17 protein-coding genes and 10 tRNA genes are annotated in these 15,605 nt (G+C 46.2%); 9 read left to right on the top strand and 18 right to left on the bottom strand.

Features of this window, described 5'->3' with window-relative positions; genetic code table 11:
- Positions 1-22: 22 nt before the first annotated feature.
- From menB to FO441_RS05755, 4 genes are read right to left on the bottom strand one after another with little or no spacing between them, the layout of a single operon-like run.
- Positions 23-841: a 1,4-dihydroxy-2-naphthoyl-CoA synthase gene (gene menB, locus FO441_RS05740; RefSeq protein ID WP_145287065.1), complete on the bottom strand. Its 819-nt coding sequence runs from the start codon at positions 839-841 to the stop codon at positions 23-25.
- Positions 842-844: 3 nt separating this feature from the next.
- On the bottom strand, positions 845-1,630 hold the full coding sequence (gene menH / locus FO441_RS05745; protein WP_145287068.1) for a 2-succinyl-6-hydroxy-2,4-cyclohexadiene-1-carboxylate synthase: 786 nt from the start codon (positions 1,628-1,630) through the stop codon (positions 845-847).
- On the bottom strand, positions 1,620-3,296 hold the full coding sequence (gene menD, locus FO441_RS05750) for a 2-succinyl-5-enolpyruvyl-6-hydroxy-3-cyclohexene-1-carboxylic-acid synthase (protein WP_246095015.1): 1,677 nt from the start codon (positions 3,294-3,296) through the stop codon (positions 1,620-1,622). The genes menH and menD overlap by 11 nt, the downstream gene beginning before the upstream one ends.
- Complete coding sequence (locus FO441_RS05755; protein ID WP_145287074.1) at positions 3,293-4,657, bottom strand: isochorismate synthase; 1,365 nt, start codon at positions 4,655-4,657, stop codon at positions 3,293-3,295. The genes menD and FO441_RS05755 overlap by 4 nt, the downstream gene beginning before the upstream one ends.
- Positions 4,658-4,775: 118 nt before the next feature.
- Between FO441_RS05755 and FO441_RS05760 the strand changes: the two genes are divergently transcribed.
- A complete protein-coding gene (locus FO441_RS05760) occupies positions 4,776-5,693 on the top strand; it encodes a 1,4-dihydroxy-2-naphthoate polyprenyltransferase (RefSeq protein WP_145287077.1) in 918 nt (305 codons plus the stop codon).
- Positions 5,694-5,723: 30 nt separating this feature from the next.
- Here FO441_RS05760 and FO441_RS05765 read toward each other — a convergent pair whose 3' ends face one another.
- Positions 5,724-6,233 (bottom strand): hypothetical protein, encoded by a 510-nt coding sequence (locus tag FO441_RS05765; protein WP_145287080.1) that lies wholly within the window; start codon positions 6,231-6,233, stop codon positions 5,724-5,726.
- Positions 6,234-6,386: 153 nt separating this feature from the next.
- On the opposite strand from FO441_RS05765, the gene FO441_RS05770 reads away from it, so the two are divergent.
- The 3 genes from FO441_RS05770 to FO441_RS05780 all read left to right on the top strand — a co-directional run bounded on the left by FO441_RS05770 (position 6,387) and on the right by FO441_RS05780 (position 8,312).
- Positions 6,387-7,046, top strand: a complete 660-nt coding sequence (locus FO441_RS05770) for a DUF5067 domain-containing protein (protein WP_145287083.1) — start codon at positions 6,387-6,389, stop codon at positions 7,044-7,046.
- A 78-nt stretch (positions 7,047-7,124) separates the two neighbouring features.
- Entirely contained in the window at positions 7,125-7,904 is a 780-nt protein-coding gene (locus tag FO441_RS05775; protein ID WP_145287086.1) for a class I SAM-dependent methyltransferase, read from the top strand.
- Between the two features lie 81 nt (positions 7,905-7,985).
- Positions 7,986-8,312, top strand: coding sequence for a four-helix bundle copper-binding protein (locus FO441_RS05780; protein ID WP_145287089.1), 327 nt, complete (start codon positions 7,986-7,988; stop codon positions 8,310-8,312).
- Positions 8,313-8,458: 146 nt separating this feature from the next.
- On the opposite strand, the gene FO441_RS05785 is transcribed toward FO441_RS05780, so the two are convergent.
- From FO441_RS05785 to FO441_RS05825, 9 genes are all read right to left on the bottom strand, one after another.
- Complete coding sequence (locus tag FO441_RS05785) at positions 8,459-8,914, bottom strand: Panacea domain-containing protein (RefSeq protein ID WP_145287092.1); 456 nt, start codon at positions 8,912-8,914, stop codon at positions 8,459-8,461.
- Positions 8,915-9,155: 241 nt separating this feature from the next.
- Positions 9,156-9,243 (bottom strand) — tRNA-Ser (locus tag FO441_RS05790).
- A 40-nt stretch (positions 9,244-9,283) separates the two neighbouring features.
- Positions 9,284-9,355: transfer RNA gene (locus FO441_RS05795), tRNA-Glu, on the bottom strand.
- Between the two features lies 1 nt (position 9,356).
- Positions 9,357-9,431 (bottom strand) — tRNA-Asn (locus tag FO441_RS05800).
- 10 nt (positions 9,432-9,441) lie between these two features.
- Positions 9,442-9,515: transfer RNA gene (locus FO441_RS05805), tRNA-Gly, on the bottom strand.
- A gap of 8 nt (positions 9,516-9,523) precedes the next feature.
- Positions 9,524-9,599, bottom strand: a tRNA-His gene (locus tag FO441_RS05810).
- Between the two features lie 20 nt (positions 9,600-9,619).
- Positions 9,620-9,692, bottom strand: a tRNA-Phe gene (locus FO441_RS05815).
- Between the two features lie 28 nt (positions 9,693-9,720).
- Positions 9,721-9,796, bottom strand: a tRNA-Asp gene (locus tag FO441_RS05820).
- 13 nt (positions 9,797-9,809) lie between these two features.
- Positions 9,810-9,883, bottom strand: a tRNA-Met gene (locus FO441_RS05825).
- Between the two features lie 179 nt (positions 9,884-10,062).
- Here FO441_RS05825 and FO441_RS05830 point away from each other — a divergent pair.
- Positions 10,063-11,604, top strand: a complete 1,542-nt coding sequence (locus tag FO441_RS05830; protein WP_145287095.1) for an FAD-dependent oxidoreductase — start codon at positions 10,063-10,065, stop codon at positions 11,602-11,604.
- A gap of 147 nt (positions 11,605-11,751) precedes the next feature.
- Here FO441_RS05830 and FO441_RS05835 read toward each other — a convergent pair whose 3' ends face one another.
- Positions 11,752-12,066, bottom strand: a complete 315-nt coding sequence (locus FO441_RS05835; protein WP_145287098.1) for a winged helix-turn-helix transcriptional regulator — start codon at positions 12,064-12,066, stop codon at positions 11,752-11,754.
- A gap of 126 nt (positions 12,067-12,192) precedes the next feature.
- On the opposite strand from FO441_RS05835, the gene FO441_RS05840 reads away from it, so the two are divergent.
- The 3 genes from FO441_RS05840 (at position 12,193) to FO441_RS05850 (ending at position 14,207) form a co-directional block, all read left to right on the top strand.
- Positions 12,193-13,044 (top strand): VOC family protein, encoded by an 852-nt coding sequence (locus tag FO441_RS05840; protein ID WP_145287101.1) that lies wholly within the window; start codon positions 12,193-12,195, stop codon positions 13,042-13,044.
- Positions 13,045-13,152: 108 nt separating this feature from the next.
- Positions 13,153-13,635 (top strand): hypothetical protein, encoded by a 483-nt coding sequence (locus FO441_RS05845; RefSeq protein WP_145287104.1) that lies wholly within the window; start codon positions 13,153-13,155, stop codon positions 13,633-13,635.
- Between the two features lie 305 nt (positions 13,636-13,940).
- Positions 13,941-14,207 (top strand): hypothetical protein, encoded by a 267-nt coding sequence (locus tag FO441_RS05850; protein WP_186365473.1) that lies wholly within the window; start codon positions 13,941-13,943, stop codon positions 14,205-14,207.
- A gap of 80 nt (positions 14,208-14,287) precedes the next feature.
- Here the strand turns inward: FO441_RS05850 and FO441_RS05855 are convergent.
- The 3 genes from FO441_RS05855 to FO441_RS05865 form a co-directional block, all read right to left on the bottom strand.
- Positions 14,288-14,374 (bottom strand) — tRNA-Ser (locus tag FO441_RS05855).
- A gap of 1 nt (position 14,375) precedes the next feature.
- A tRNA-Asn gene (locus tag FO441_RS05860) sits at positions 14,376-14,450 on the bottom strand.
- A gap of 86 nt (positions 14,451-14,536) precedes the next feature.
- On the bottom strand, positions 14,537-15,133 hold the full coding sequence (locus FO441_RS05865; protein ID WP_145287109.1) for a competence protein ComK: 597 nt from the start codon (positions 15,131-15,133) through the stop codon (positions 14,537-14,539).
- 207 nt (positions 15,134-15,340) lie between these two features.
- Here FO441_RS05865 and FO441_RS05870 point away from each other — a divergent pair, with 207 nt between their 5' ends.
- Positions 15,341-15,562 (top strand): IDEAL domain-containing protein, encoded by a 222-nt coding sequence (locus tag FO441_RS05870; RefSeq protein ID WP_145287112.1) that lies wholly within the window; start codon positions 15,341-15,343, stop codon positions 15,560-15,562.
- Positions 15,563-15,605: the final 43 nt, after the last annotated feature.

The raw sequence follows: 15,605 nt of genomic DNA on the forward strand, positions 1-15,605 counted from the left end.
CTTCCGATGGGCTGATTAATGCTTATGGGAATCTCGGGAACTGGCCGAAATCAGGCTTTCTTTTTTCCTTGAATGCTTCTCTGCCCTCTTTGGCTTCGTCTGTCGTGTAATAGAGCAGCGTTGCATCTCCTGCCATCTGCTGAAGTCCTGCAAGACCATCCGTATCGGCATTCATGCCCGCCTTCAGCATCCGCAGTGCAGTTGGAGAATGTGCCATCATCTCTTCACACCATTTGACTGTTTCGTCTTCAAGCTCTTCGAGTGGAACAACAGTGTTGACGAGACCCATATCGAGCGCTTCTTCTGCATTGTACTGTCTGCACAAGTACCAGATTTCACGCGCCTTCTTATGTCCGACGATGCGTGCCAGGTAGCCAGCACCATAGCCGGCATCGAAAGAACCGACTTTAGGACCGGTCTGGCCGAAGCGTGCATTGTCTGCTGCAATTGTCAGGTCGCACACGACATGCAGAACATGTCCACCACCGATGGCATAGCCGGACACCATTGCCACAACGGGTTTAGGAATGACACGGATCAGCCTCTGCAGATCAAGTACGTTCAAACGCGGGATATTGTCCTCTCCGACGTAGCCGCCATGGCCACGCACTTTCTGGTCTCCACCGGAACAGAAGGCCATATCGCCTTCGCCCGCCAGAACGATGACAGCAACATTCTGATCATCTCTTGCTCTCATGAATGCATCAATCATTTCAGTGACGGTCTGCGGTGTGAATGCATTGCGCACTTCCGGACGATTGATCGTCACCTTTGCTATTCCATTATAGAACTCATATTTAATTTCTTTGTATTCTTTAAGCGTCTGCCATTCTCTTGACATACTTCATCCTCCTATTAAGAAATCTATCATTATTGTACCAAACTTTTCCGGAGATTCCATATGGACGTTATGTCCCGCTCCTTCGATAATCTCAAATCGTGCATCCGGCAACCGGTCTGCCATTGTCGCATTGATCGCTCTGAATTTCTCATCTCTTTCCCCGACTACAAGCAGAACAGGCATATTGATGTCGGGAAGCCTATCCCAGTACGCAGGCTGCACACCGGTGCCATACTTGAGCAGACTGTCCGCCACTTCCTTCGGTATCTGGGCAAGCCGGTTGGCCCGCTGTTCGGCGTGGAGTGTGTCAGACAGCTGCTTCTGGCTGTTAAAAAGCGGCAGTGCCTCCCACTCGTCAATAAAAGAACCATAGTCCCCATTGATGCGGTCCGCCCTTCTCCTGTCGGTCAACAGTCGGCTTTCCCGGTCCGATGAAGACGCGATTCCCGGCGAACTGCTCTCGAGTATGGCACGCTCCACCGATTCGGGATGATTGACAATAAAGGACAATGCCACCCTGCCGCCCATCGAATATCCCATGATATTCACTTTCGGGATGGAAAGCGCGTCCAGAATGGCCTGTATGCCGTCCCCAATCGTGTCCATCGTATAGTCGATGCCCACGCTCCGGGTACCTCCGAATCCAGGCAGATCGATTTTGAGCACATTGAAGTATGGTCCAGCGGCAACGGAAACATGCGCCATGCTCTCCATATCCGAAATAAAACCATGAAGGAGCAGAATGGTCCGCTCCTTGCCGTTGTCACTGTAATGATAATTAAATCTCAACGGATTTCACCACATCTTCAATCTGTCTGCTCAGCTTCTGATGAGAGTCGACGTTGACAGCCCTGTCCGTTTTTATTTCGATGATATTCCGGCCACCCTGATTCATCAGCTCATCCGTCACATCCTGGACCATTTCCGTACTTGTATAATTGAAACCGTATAGATCGGCGGCATGCTTGAAATCCAGATCGAGCGGTGTACCGAAGAGCCGTTCGAAGTAGTCCTTGTTCTCGCTCTGGGGCAGGAAACTGAATATGCCACCGCCATTATTGTTGAAGACGATGATGTTGATATCGATACCTTCCAGTTTGGACATGATCAGTCCGTTCATATCATGATAGAGCGCAATATCCCCGATGATCAGGGTGATCGGTGTTTTTACCGCCATGCCGAGCGCGGTGGAGACAACACCATCAATTCCATTAGCGCCTCTGTTTGCATAGATTTTCTGGGTATTATCAAGATCATACCGTTCACCATCCCTGATCGGCATGCTGTTGGACAGAAATAGTGAGCGATCCGGGTCGGTGTGCCTGATGATCTCATACATGAAGCGTCCTTCATCCTCATAGTCCGTAACATATGCTTCGACACGGTTGCTGATGCGGCGGTCGAGCTCAGTCAGCCAGGACTTCGGTCCGCCTCCGGCATTTGTGAATCCAGTATTACCGACGAGCGTACCGATTGGTCCGACATAGGCAGCCTGCGGCGTGGCCGGGAAGGTTTTCAACTGCTGATACTCACTGAAAAGGTATTGCGGAATGCCCGTCTTCGACAGGAACTGATTGGTCACTTTCGAAGTGAGCGGTTCCCCGATTCTTATGATGAAGTCGACCTCGGCTTCGAGACGCTTCAGCTGCTCTTGATTCAGATTGCTGAAAATCAGATCATGGTGCGTAATCACATTCGGAAGTGTACGTCTTATATGCTGGCGCGGATCGGCAATCACAGTAAGATTCTCCCTATCGAGAACTGAAGACACACTTTCCAGATCATCTGCTGTCTCCCCGATGATGACCAGGCCATGACCTTCAAAATGAAGACCCGACGAAAGTGCCACACTGTACTCGGGCATAGCACGCGGCGTCCTGTGGAAAAGATCAGTGCGGGTCATATCCGGCATGAGCGGCTCTCTTATCGGAACATTGATATGAACCGGCCCACGGTCCACACCTTGGAAATGCTGAGCACACTGGAGAATTTTCGTCTCGAGCATATCCGAATGGGATGGGTGGGCATCTGCGATCGGCAGCTCCGTATAGTATCTTATATAATTACGATACATGTTCCGCTGGTTGATCGCCTGCGGCGCTCCAACGTCTCTCAGCTCATGAGGACGGTCCGCAGTCAATGCGATGAGCGGCACGTGACTGAGATCGGCTTCTGCAATTGCCGGCATGTAGTTTGCTGCTGCAGTACCGGAAGTACAGATCAGACCGACCGGTGAACGCCCTTCTTTGGAAAGTCCCAGCGCAAAGAAAGCTGCACTCCGCTCATCCGGGTGGATATACGTCCGGATATCCGGGTGCAGTTCCGCCGCCAGAGCAATCGGTGTTGAACGAGAACCCGGACTGATGACGACCTCCCGCATGCCATAGGACTGCAGAAGGTCTATTAGTGTAAACACCTGGTATGTCAATGTTTCCTGATGATTGGTAGACATCATCTTGTTTCAACCCCCAGTACATTCAGCATCGGTGTAAATTTGACGCGCGTCTCCTCAAACTCCTTCTCGCTCGAGGACCCTTTCACGATCCCGCATCCTGCAAACAAGGTTGCACTATTTGCGTGAAGCAGCATGGATCTTATGGCAACGACAAACTCACTTTCATTATCCTCGTGAATAATACCGATGGGTGCTGCGTAGAGCCCTCTTGTTCCATGTTCTTCCTGCATGATGTATTCCCTTGCACGGTCCTTCGGCATGCCCCCGACGGCCGGTGTCGGATGAATGGCATCAAGCAGTTCGAAGACGCTGGTCTCGTCGGTCAGTTCCGCACTGATTGGAGTATGGAGGTGGTATATATACTTGTTCTCCAGTACATCCGGTTCAGCTGTGAATTCCACCCGGTCGGTATATGGCTTGAGGTCCTCCACGATGGATTCCCTTACAAGCTCATGCTCATAGCGGTTTTTCTCATCCTTCAGGAGGAAGGCCTTCTGTCCCTCATCCTTCGCCGCTTCACCAGTACGTTCTGAAGAACCTGCAATCGCATTGGTCGTCAACGTATTGCTTCGGATATCGAACAGCTTCTCAGGTGATTTGGAGATGAACAGCGATTTCCCCTTTTCATAGTAGATGGTATAGGTGTCGGCCTCGTCATTCAGCCTTTTCAGCAGGAAAAGAGGATCCACCTGTGATTTGAATGTCAGCAGACGCTGTCTGGCAAGCACCACTTTCCTGAAATCCCTGTCGTCCAGTATATCGACAGCCTGATCGACGAGGGCTTTCCATTCCTCGGGAAAGATATCCTTTTCCATATTGATCTGCGGTGCTTCGAAGGTGCTTTTCGTGACCGCTGAAATGTTTTCAAGCTCTCTTGATATTTCTGTAAGAACAGAAGCAATATCGACAGTTTCAAGTCGAACTGAATAGAAAAGCTCTTTATTGGCAAGATCGAACTGCCACTTCGGAAGATGGAAATCCACCATCGCGAAGTCATTCCACTCATCGGAAGTATCTTTGCTGTCAAAGCGTGTACCTCCAAAGAGGCTGAGTGAAGATTGCATATCCGCTTCAAGCGGAACCTGCTGGATCTTGCCATATAATGAAGATTTCTGGACGGAGAGCGCCTTCGCAGAGTATTTGTCTCTCCTGATGCTTTCCAGATACTCTATACCGATTGTATTGTATCGGTCATCTTTCGAACGGAACCAGTACCTTGCACCCTGAGATTCATGAAAATATGAAAAAATCTTCTGTTCATCCAGATCATATCCATGAGTAGGCAGCTGCAGACTGAGATATGTGCTTTCGGAATCCAGCCTGACATCATCCAGAATATTTTGATATGCTTCCAAGTTCATTAATACACACTTCTTTCTGCATAATTAATGCTATTTTATCATTTATTCATTTAGCTGTGTATGATATATGACCAAATGTGCTAAAATTGTTTCATCATAAGTAAAAAGGAAGATGGACATGCAAGGAACAGATACACATACCGGTATCAGAAAGTATATCAGCCTGACCAGACCCCATACATTGACGGCAGGCTTCATACCGGTACTGGTCGGAACGGCCAGTGTACTTTTATTTTCATCAATCAGATGGGATATGTTTTTCGCGATGCTTATTGCAACGCTGCTCATCCAGTCTGCAACCAATATGTTCAATGAATATTTCGACTATAAAAAGGGGCTCGACAGTGCCGAGTCGGTCGGCATTGCGGGCGCAATCGTCAGAAACGGGATGTCACCGAAGGCTGTAATAAGCATTGCTGTCGCCTTCTACATTCTGGCAGGACTGATCGGCATATATATCACCTTGGGCAGCTCTTTCTGGGTACTCGTTGTTGGCGCAATATCGATGGCAGTCGGCTATCTTTATACAGGCGGCCCCTATCCGATCTCATGGACACCTTTTGGAGAAATCTTTGCAGGATTCTTCATGGGGACGGTCATCATAATGATCACATTCTTCATCCATACAGGCACCCTCCACTACTTCCCCCTCATGATTTCCATCCCCGTCGCCATCACCATCGGTCTGCTGAACATGGCGAATAATATCAGGGATAGGAAAAAGGATAAGGAGAGCGGAAGGAAAACATTCGTCATACTTGTCGGAAAGCCGATCGCAGTCCTGACGACAGCAGCACTGCTGGCATTCGCATATGGCTTCATCGTATGGATTGCCCTATTCAAACCATACGGATCCATATTTCTGCTCCTCGTACTCCTGTCGTTACCTGTTTTCATAAAAACGGTAAAATTGATGTGGAAAGGCAGTACACCTCAGGAATTAATACCAGCGATGGCATCCATGGGCAAACTCAATACCATTTTCGGATTACTGCTGACAATCGGGCTTCTGCTGAATGGACTTACAGGAATATAAAGACCTTGGCGACATGTCGCCAAGGTCTTTTTATACCATTTTATCCTGCATTACATTTGTATGGAAATCGCGGAAGCACTGGAAATGGTTCGGATTAATATTGCGGAAAGTACGGCTGCGCAGCGCTCCTCTTTCATTCAGAACCTTCAGGAACAGGATGCCTGTTTCGAATTTGGAGATGCTTGAAGATTCAAAATCAAAATCCAACTCCTTGACGTCTTTCAGATGGAACTGCGTGATCTCCCAATCCGCATTATCACTGAATCCCTTTATAATGGATGTATGTACTCCGATGATCTCGTCATCAAGCAGAAAATAGAGTCCTGTGCGTGTAAGATTGATCTTGCAGCAGCCGATGCAATGTACTTTTTTGTATCGGTAGCTTTCGAGATCTATGGATTGCTCCAAATGATGTTTGGCGGCGCTCAGGAACTTCAGTTCCTTACCTTCAAGCGCGTAATCGATTGTCAGTATTTCTTCGATGCTCTTCGGCAATTCCATGGCATCCAAGTATTCATTTACTTCATGATAGGCTATCATATGCATTCTCCGTACTATATCGATATTATTTAGTAACTCCATTATACTACAAAAAAGAAAAAAATCGATTATTTCATGAACCGTAATAATATTGATTATTCATGAAATTATACTATAATAATTATGTATCTACATTTTTAGGGGGAAATCCGTATGAGTTTAAGAAAATACCTGCTTGCAGGCGGGCTTTCATCAGCTCTGCTTTTAGGAGCATGCAGTGGGGATAGTGGTTCGGAAGAAACATCCAGCGAGGAAGAAACAGCAACTGAGGAAGAATCGACTGAGGAGGAATCTGCCGACGGCTCGACTGAATCCGGTGCAGTTGCATTTTCGGGAGAATACGGGGAATACGAGATGACTGAATTCGGTCAGCACACCATTGAACCCGAACCTGCTGAAGAAGAAACAGAGGAAGGTGCCGAAGAACCAGGGCCGACCGAGCTTGTAACTATTGAATTCGAGTTTACAAACAACTCTGATGTTGCAACTTCTCCACAGGAAGCCTTTGGCCTTGACCTTGCAGTGAGACAAATCACTGAGGGAGGAGAAACAACACTGGAGAACTTGACAATGGATCTACCTGAAGACTTTGAAAAGAGCGATGAAGCTGCTGCTTCATCAGAGAGAATAGATTCCGGCGAAACAGTAACTGCTCTTGTTGCTTATGGCCCAGTGGATACCGAACTCGAAACTGTACTGCAGAGTCGTGAAAACCCAATGGCGGAGGAAGAAGTGGAACCACTTGATTACACGATTGAAATGAGTGAATCTGAAACTACAGAAGAAGAAACTACAGAAGACTCCGAAGAGTAATCTGATGGATTCTGATGTAAGACCATTAATATGACCCTGGCTGCCATTGCCAGGGTCATATTAATTAAGGAGCAGTCCATGATAATAACCACAGGCGGAAGAAGCGATAGTCCTACAATTGAATATGCCGGGGAAATTGCCGCTTCATATGGTCACCCGTATATCGCGCGCAGGAAAAAGTCGATCAGCGCTCTGAAAGATGAATACCAGCAGGATATCACTGTCGTCAGCAGGAAAGGAATCTCTGTCATCCCCCTCGACAAGGAAACCGCGATGACATTTCATCCAAACATGGCCATGGTCCGCGCACGAAGACTCATGAACAGTGAAGAAGATCCCTTTATTTCAGCATTGGGACTCAAGACCGGCATGAAGCTGCTTGACTGTACAATGGGACTAGCCTCAGACAGCATAATCGCAAGCCTTGTTGCAGGCAGCAGCGGCCAGGTCACTGCAGTGGAGGCTGACCCCCTGCTCCATATGATTGTCTCAGAAGGCCTCAGGACTTACGATGCAGGCAACCATGAAATGAATGAAGCGATGCGCAGAATCACCACCCTGCACAAAAATCATTTTTCCTATCTGGAGACACTTCCGGATAATGCCTACGACGTCGTCTACTTTGACCCAATGTTCGACGAAAGCATTGAAGCATCGGATGGTATCCAAAACATCCATCGGCAGGCGCATCATGGCGAACTGACACTGGATATCATCCATGAAGCAGTACGCGTCGCCCGACATCGTGTCGTAATGAAGGACCACTGGAAAAGCAGCCGGTTCAGCCAGTTGGGTTTCACCCAGCTGAAAAGAAAGACCAGCCTGTTCCACTACGGCTATTTGGATGTGTCCTCCTGATCCGCGCAAGGATGTTTAATTTTTATGATAGTGGGAATTTGAAATATGTATGCGTTAAAATCTATATAGGAGTGATTACTCATGGCACACGAACAGCACCAGCAACTACTCAGCACTTTGCATGAATGCATGGCAGCCTGCAACCACTGCTTCGACGCCTGCCTGAAGGAAGATGACGTTAAGATGATGGCGGAATGCATCCGTCTCGACAGAGAATGTGCAGACATATGCAATTATCTCGAACAGGCAATCGCAAGAAACTCCCCATTCGTCAAAGAACTGGCTCACGTATGTGCGACCATCTGTGAAGCATGCGGTAAAGAATGTGAGAAGCATGACCACGACCACTGCCAGAAATGCGCGGAAGCATGCTTCAAATGTGCAGAGGCTTGCAGAAACGTAGCATAATATACTGATACAGACACAGGTGGGGATTGCAGACAATGCCCGCCTGTCTATTCTACATATACTTATGAATGCATTTCACTCATGATAATAAAACGTTCACGTGCCATGCACATGAACGTTTTATTAATATATCACCTTAGGAACCATCAAAAATTATATCTATCCTGCTTTTCAGCAAAGTAGCTGTAGATGCGCTCGAGAGGAATCACATTCTGCCGAGTATCATAGAGTCTCGCTTCACGCCAGGGCTTCTCATGCCGAACAATGTATCCGAGATCTTCTTCGCTGAAATCCCCATACAAGGAAAGCACCTCTTCAAGGATATCCTCTACATCTTCATTGAATTCATAGTTATCAAAAGCATCAGACAATGCCGACTCATCATAGTCATTGAACCTTTCATAAACTTCGGGAATGGCAGGGCCGAATTCCCATGCTTCGAAACTTTCATCGAACAGTTTATAGTCCAGCTCCTCTTCACTATCATTCAATATGGCCACCGTCCAGGCCTGGGAATAGTAGAGCAGCGTCTGCAGCTTGTTGTACGTCATTGTCTCTTTGGATAGAAACCAGTTGATAACATTAGCCAGTTTATCACTCATATGAAATTCCTCCTGTTTTATCACTCAAAATCTGTATTAGAAATTTTGATAGTTGCCCCTCTCATCGTCTGCGTGTTCGATTTTATCACAAGGACCATCGATTAGTTAAAAGTACCAGATATGATGCACTTTCGACAACTGAAAACTGTAGCGACCGTCAAAAATGAAAAATTTGCAGCATGAAAAAACCCCGTCAAATCATCATTTGACGGGGTCTCTCATATTCAAGCTATTCAAGTAGCGGACAGTGAGGGATTCGAACCCTCGATACGGGGTTGCCGTATACACGCGTTCCAGGCGTGCGCCTTAAGCCGCTCGGCCAACTGTCCTTGATTGAAAACAGAAGTGAGCTGGCTCACTTCTGAAGTATGACCCGTACGGGATTCGAACCCGTGTTACCGCCGTGAAAGGGCGGTGTCTTAACCACTTGACCAACGGGCCATGGCTCCACAGGTAGGATTCGAACCTACGACCGATCGGTTAACAGCCGATAGCTCTACCACTGAGCTACTGTGGAACAATATGATTGGAGCGGGTGATCGGAATCGAACCGACGACATCAGCTTGGAAGGCTGAGGTTATACCATTTAACTACACCCGCATTTAATATGGGGCGGCTGATGGGGTTCGAACCCACGCATGCCGGAACCACAATCCGGTGTGTTAACCACTTCACCACAACCGCCATAATAAATGGATGAATAATGGTTCAGGACGGAATCGAACCGCCGACACTGTGAGCTTCAATCACATGCTCTACCGACTGAGCTACTGAACCTTGATTATAGATATGTAATAATTAAAAATGGCGGTCCCGACGGGAATCGAACCCGCGATCTCCTGCGTGACAGGCAGGCATGTTAACCGCTACACCACGGGACCTTATGTAAAAAAATTGCGGGAGGTGGATTTGAACCACCGACCTCCGGGTTATGAGCCCGACGAGCTTCCAGACTGCTCTATCCCGCGCTAATGTTATTACGTCTGTTTCAACGCCTGATATATATATTATACTTTTCAGCATACATTTTCAAGCGCTTTTGTTAATTTTGTTACGTAAAATTTACACTTTCATTAATTCGACTGTTTTTAAGTATACTTCTTCCATTTGGGGTAAAGGAGACAAACGACTCAAGGAGGATTACTTAATGAGCGAATTCAAGCATGATAATATTTCCATATGGTCCGATACTGCAGAATTGCCTTCCTACCCAAAACTTGAAAACGATATTGAAACCGAGGTCCTTGTCGTCGGTGCCGGCATCACCGGGCTGATGAATGCCTACCAGCTCGCCATGAAAGGCTATAAGGTCACTGTGATTGATACGGATTACATTCTTGGCGGCACAACTGCCAATACGACAGCACGCATCATGGCCCAGCAGGGAATGCTCTACAGCCAGCTCATCAAACAGAAGGATAAGGAGACGGCACGTCTGTACTATGATTCCCAGATGGAGGCCATTGCTGAAATGGAGGCCATCGGCAGGAAGCACAATATAGACGGCGATTTCAGAAGAGTCGATGGTGTCATGTATGTCGAGGAAGATGCATCCGTCAGCGAACTTGAAAAGGAAGCTGAGGCTTATAAGGAACTGGGCATCGATGGGACTCTACTGAAAAAGGAACTGGATCTCCCTTTTGAAACGGCAGCTGAACTCATCATGCGCAACCAGGCGGAGTTCCACCCTCTCAAGTATCTGAAGGGCATTCTTGAAGTACTCGCAGAAAAAGACGTCAGCATATATGAACATACTCGTGGGAAATCTCTCGATGGCGATACTCTGGCAACGAATGATGGGAACAGCATACATTTCAGGCATCTGATCATCGCTACACACTTTCCATTCCTCGACTACCAGGGTTTCTATTTCAACAGCTTCAAGATCAACCGCTCCTATGGTCTGGTTGTCACTACCTCCACGCCGCCACCTGAAAATGTGTCTCTTGGTGGTCAGGATGGACCGAGCCTGACGACAAGGCATATAATGGGCGCAGACAATGAACTGCCTACCCTGCTTTTCGGTGGCATGGGGCACATGTCCTACATGGAAAAGGACATGGTCGACCAGCTTGAAAAACTGAGACTCTATGCCGATCAGAAGACGACCAATCATGAACGCCTCTATGCATACAGGGCCCAGGATCTTATGACAGTCGACTCGATGCCCTATATCGGCTATTTTGATACGGATCGTGATAATGTATTTGTTGCAGCGGGATTCAATAAATACGGTATGACAAATGGCGTGCTCTCCTCCATGATCATCTCGGATCTGATTGAAGGGAAGGACAACCGCTATCATGAAATGCTGAGCCCCCATAGGAGCAAGGGTCTACTCCATCAGCTTAAAGACCAGGGAACGACACCGCTTGAGAGCATGGGTGTCGAGGCGAAGAATATGCTGAAGAGCTACCCGAGTATGGATGAGGTCGATCTGTCAGCCGGCGAAGGTGCAGTCGTCAGGGATGGTATGATGAAGAAAGGCCTTTATAAGGATGAGGACAGCAATGAATACTATGTCGTCGACAACCGCTGTACACACATGGGCTGCAGCCTCAGCTGGAACCAGTCCGATAGAACTTGGGACTGCCCATGCCACGGCTCACGCTTCAACTTCAAAGGAAACGTAATAGAAGGTCCAGCGACTACCGATCTTGATGTCGAAGTCAAAAGGACTAATGACTAGTTTTCCCGACCAATGGTAATATATAATGTGGAGAAACCCTCTACCGTTATCCAAGGCAAATAGATAGGGGGTGGAATCTTCCAAAGATTCCACCCCCTATCACTTTATTTATAAGCAAAGGAAACCTGTCCTGCGACAGTCTGCCACCTAGTCGATCTGGACCCATTCCTCTGCCCATTTTTCAATGTCTCTTAATACCGGCTCGAGAGAACGTCCCCTCTCCGTAAGAGAATACTCTATAACTACAGGCGTCTCAGGATAGACATCCCTTTTTATAAGACCTTCCTGCTCCATATCTTTAAGTCTATCGGAGAGTACTTTGCCGCTTATTCCAATTGCAGCCTGTATTTCACCGAAACGCTGAGGTGCTTCGAGCATCTGATAGATGACCAGGGCCGTCCATCTCTGACTCAGCATTGTTACAGCTTTTTCAAACTTTGGACAAAGAATTGATTGTTTCATAATATCACATCCTTACGTGCACATTATATCATATACACTACTATACATAAAGATACTTTTTTACTTTACATATAGTTATTACTATTATATAGTTTGTTACACTAAGTTATTACCAAGGAGGAACACATGAATTTCCATACACCACCCTTAACATACGTTTCCCACGTAAAAATAAATGTGTCGGATATGCAGGCTGCACTCAACTTCTATACCGGCCTGCTCGGCTTTTCCATACTCGAGCAGAACGGCAATGAAGTGCATCTGACAGCAGATGGGAAAACCAGCTTCCTGTCGCTCACTGTGCCGGAGCATCCCATTGAAAAGAAGAAGACGACAGGTCTGTATCATTTTGCCATTCTCCTTCAGAACAGGTCGGAGCTTGCTGCATTGCTTGTCCACCTTCTGCAGAATGATCTGGAAGTCGGAGCAGCTGATCATAATGTAAGCGAAGCCATCTACGTCGATGATCCCGATGGCAACGGCATAGAATTCTATTGTGACCGTTCTCCCGACCAATGGACTTGGGCGCGAAACCATGTTGTCATGACAACGGATCCACTCAACTTTGAAGATATGGCAACAACCATGGCGCCAGGACAGAAATGGGAAAAGATGCCCGAATCAGCGATCATGGGACATCTGCACCTCCATGTTTCCAGTCTTGCACCCGCAACAAACTTCTATACAGAATGTCTCGGACTATCAGTCGTCAGCCACATACATGGCAAGGCCGTTTTCATGTCTACAGGGAAATATCATCACCATATCGCCATCAACGTATGGAACGGCACCGATGCTCCACAGCCTGAGCCAGGAAGTGTCGGCCTGGATACTTTCACTTTGTCCTACCCGGACCAGGACGCACTCGATGCGGCTGTCGAACGCCTCAGAAAAATGAAGTATGAAGTCTCTACAGCAGACCAGATGGTCACCTCGATCGATCCTTCAGGCAACCGGGTGATCATGGCTGTCAGCTGAATGGATATATGACAAACGGCAACCCTGCAAACTCATATTGCAGGGTTTTTAGTTTGATTTTTTATTTGCAGGGAATAACTACCTAACTATAAATGGAGGTCATTACCTATGTATAAAAATCAATATAAACCATTTAAAACTGTAAAAGATGCCAAAGTCTACCTTGAAAACTACATCGACTTGAAAAACTATACTGTCATCTCCAGAACTGACCTGTCGGAACTTAAAGACAACTTCTCAGGCATCAACATCATTGATCAGAATTCCGATAACCCCGATCGTGATATAGACCAGCTTGATTTTGACGAAGGCAGCAGAAACGATCTCATGAACCACTACGAAAATGGAGAAATCATCGTTTTTGAAGGACTTAACATTGAAGATACGGACTCTCCTGAAATGGATGCTGTAGGAGAAAAGTATATCAACGTCGTCCCTAGAGACGAGTATGACACTGAAGTGATTGATGTGAACAGTGGTGTCAGGACAATGGTGGAAGTGGAAGATAATAACCCGGATATGATAACAGAAGACGAAGAGGAGTATTTCAAGAAGCATGATGATGAAGAGGAACAGTTCATCAACAGATAGTAAATCAAATCCATAGATTATCACAATGCGATGGCGGTGCTTCTTGGCACCGTCATTTCTGTATTTGCAGCATCATAACATTATTGATTTCAAACTTGCCCGAATTTAAGTATACTCGGCAACTCGGACATGCTATAATGGATCGAATGCATCTGATGCATCAAAACAGATGTGAAGATTATAGAAAGAACACATCTGATTCTAGTTTCTGCAGTTGTTTCTAGGCAGCAATCTAATTATAAGGTTCGATATGACCCTTTGCCTTTGCAATCCCGCTACACCCCATACATAGGGAGATGGAATATTTGAAAGAAAAGATGAGTAAGCATATAGATAATACTGAAAAGAGCTACTTTGTGGAAGAATATGATTCCATCGAAGAACTCCTCAGTGAAAGAGGCATCTGCATGGAGGAATTCCTGCGCATGATTGATGATCCGGACCATAAGGTCATCTCCGGAGTGCCTGTCGTTGCATATGAAAACCTTGAAAATCCGGTTTTCAAAGTCGGTTATCTGGAAGATGGCATGACACCACTGGATATACTCGAAAAACTTAAAAGTTGTTCCTGATATATGAGCGCTCATGGCGCTCTTTTTTTGTAGCCAAAAAACAAAAAACCCTGCAACCACGGGGGTTACAGGGAATGTAGCGGAGATGGAGGGATTTGAACCCTCGCGCCGCAGAACGACCTACACCCTTAGCAGGGGCGCCTCTTCAGCCACTTGAGTACATCTCCATGGCTCCACAGGTAGGATTCGAACCTACGACCGATCGGTTAACAGCCGATAGCTCTACCACTGAGCTACTGTGGAACAATGTTATTTTTCAATCGAACATTTACAATTATAACAATTCCACACGTTTTTTCAACCGTTATTTAACATGTTTTAATTTAAATTTACACCCTATCCCTGATTTGTAGGCCATTGATGTAGTTTATGTAGGAATGATAGATGGATTCATTGATCTGAGCCGCTTCTCCCCGGCCGAGTGTGGGATATTGGAAATGCATATTCATCTCTTTCTTCTGGTATTTCTCCTTCTGCTGGTTGAATTTATAATGAAGCTTCAAGGCATTCAGATACTGGTTGTTGAATGAAGCATATGATATATCGATGATGCGTTCCTCATTGTTTGAAAACTGTACACGTGTCATCCCTTCATCATTCGAATAGGACTGGATATGCTTGATATTGAACCAGTTGTTCTCACTCACCCTGTCGGAATGTGTGCAGAAGTATATATATGATCCGAACAGATCGACAATGATCGGCACTTTGCTTGAGATTCCGGTCAGTGTCCTGCTCAAGTCCTTCCTTGCTGAGTAGTTCTGCGAATGGTTTCTGCAGTTGCGCTCGATCAGCTTGTTCGGTGCCAGTCTGCACTCGATACCTTCTCCGTAAGTTTCCCCCACTCTGCTTTCTATATAGCCTCCATTGCTGACTGGTACAATGTACATCGTTTCTTCATGTATCTGATAATGTAGTCTATTCATTAGGCTCCCCTTTTTCAAATATTCCAACATCTTCATGATATCACATAAGTTTATAAATGTTAACTATATATAATATTGATGTTAAATATTTACTCAATATAGTAAAATTACAACAATAAATAATCTAAATATTCTAAACTCAGTTTGACCAAACCTATTTCGTGTTATATAATTTGTAACAACCAAATGATGAAGGGGGATTTAGGGATGAACAAACAAGTATACCCAGTTAACCAGTTGCGAGTCTTCATCAATACCATCAATGACCTGTCCGCTGAACTATTACTTCAGGAAGCTATGGATGACTACAATCGTAATCGATATACCGAAAAGATTGAAGAGGCACTCATGGAAAAGGATGAAGAGAAGTTCATGACCTATACATCACTGCTGAAGGAATTGACGAATGAAGATGAAGATGCCGCATAACAGACATGAAAAAAGCTGACTTTCAACTTGTACACTGTACATA

Origin of the sequence: Salinicoccus cyprini, from assembly GCF_007713705.1 — a bacterium.
Lineage (GTDB): Bacteria > Bacillota > Bacilli > Staphylococcales > Salinicoccaceae > Salinicoccus > Salinicoccus cyprini.

Coding starts and splice junctions, on each gene's coding strand:
- FO441_RS05840 (WP_145287101.1), top strand. CDS start 12,193: ATGAATTTCCATACACCACCCTTAACATACGTTTCCCACGTAAAAATA.
- FO441_RS05785 (WP_145287092.1), bottom strand. CDS start 8,914: ATGAGTGATAAACTGGCTAATGTTATCAACTGGTTTCTATCCAAAGAG.
- FO441_RS05835 (WP_145287098.1), bottom strand. CDS start 12,066: ATGAAACAATCAATTCTTTGTCCAAAGTTTGAAAAAGCTGTAACAATG.
- FO441_RS05845 (WP_145287104.1), top strand. CDS start 13,153: ATGTATAAAAATCAATATAAACCATTTAAAACTGTAAAAGATGCCAAA.
- menD (WP_246095015.1), bottom strand. CDS start 3,296: ATGATGTCTACCAATCATCAGGAAACATTGACATACCAGGTGTTTACA.
- FO441_RS05775 (WP_145287086.1), top strand. CDS start 7,125: ATGATAATAACCACAGGCGGAAGAAGCGATAGTCCTACAATTGAATAT.
- menB (WP_145287065.1), bottom strand. CDS start 841: ATGTCAAGAGAATGGCAGACGCTTAAAGAATACAAAGAAATTAAATAT.
- FO441_RS05770 (WP_145287083.1), top strand. CDS start 6,387: ATGAGTTTAAGAAAATACCTGCTTGCAGGCGGGCTTTCATCAGCTCTG.
- FO441_RS05870 (WP_145287112.1), top strand. CDS start 15,341: ATGAACAAACAAGTATACCCAGTTAACCAGTTGCGAGTCTTCATCAAT.
- FO441_RS05865 (WP_145287109.1), bottom strand. CDS start 15,133: ATGAATAGACTACATTATCAGATACATGAAGAAACGATGTACATTGTA.
- FO441_RS05755 (WP_145287074.1), bottom strand. CDS start 4,657: ATGAACTTGGAAGCATATCAAAATATTCTGGATGATGTCAGGCTGGAT.
- FO441_RS05760 (WP_145287077.1), top strand. CDS start 4,776: ATGCAAGGAACAGATACACATACCGGTATCAGAAAGTATATCAGCCTG.
- FO441_RS05765 (WP_145287080.1), bottom strand. CDS start 6,233: ATGATAGCCTATCATGAAGTAAATGAATACTTGGATGCCATGGAATTG.
- FO441_RS05830 (WP_145287095.1), top strand. CDS start 10,063: ATGAGCGAATTCAAGCATGATAATATTTCCATATGGTCCGATACTGCA.
- FO441_RS05780 (WP_145287089.1), top strand. CDS start 7,986: ATGGCACACGAACAGCACCAGCAACTACTCAGCACTTTGCATGAATGC.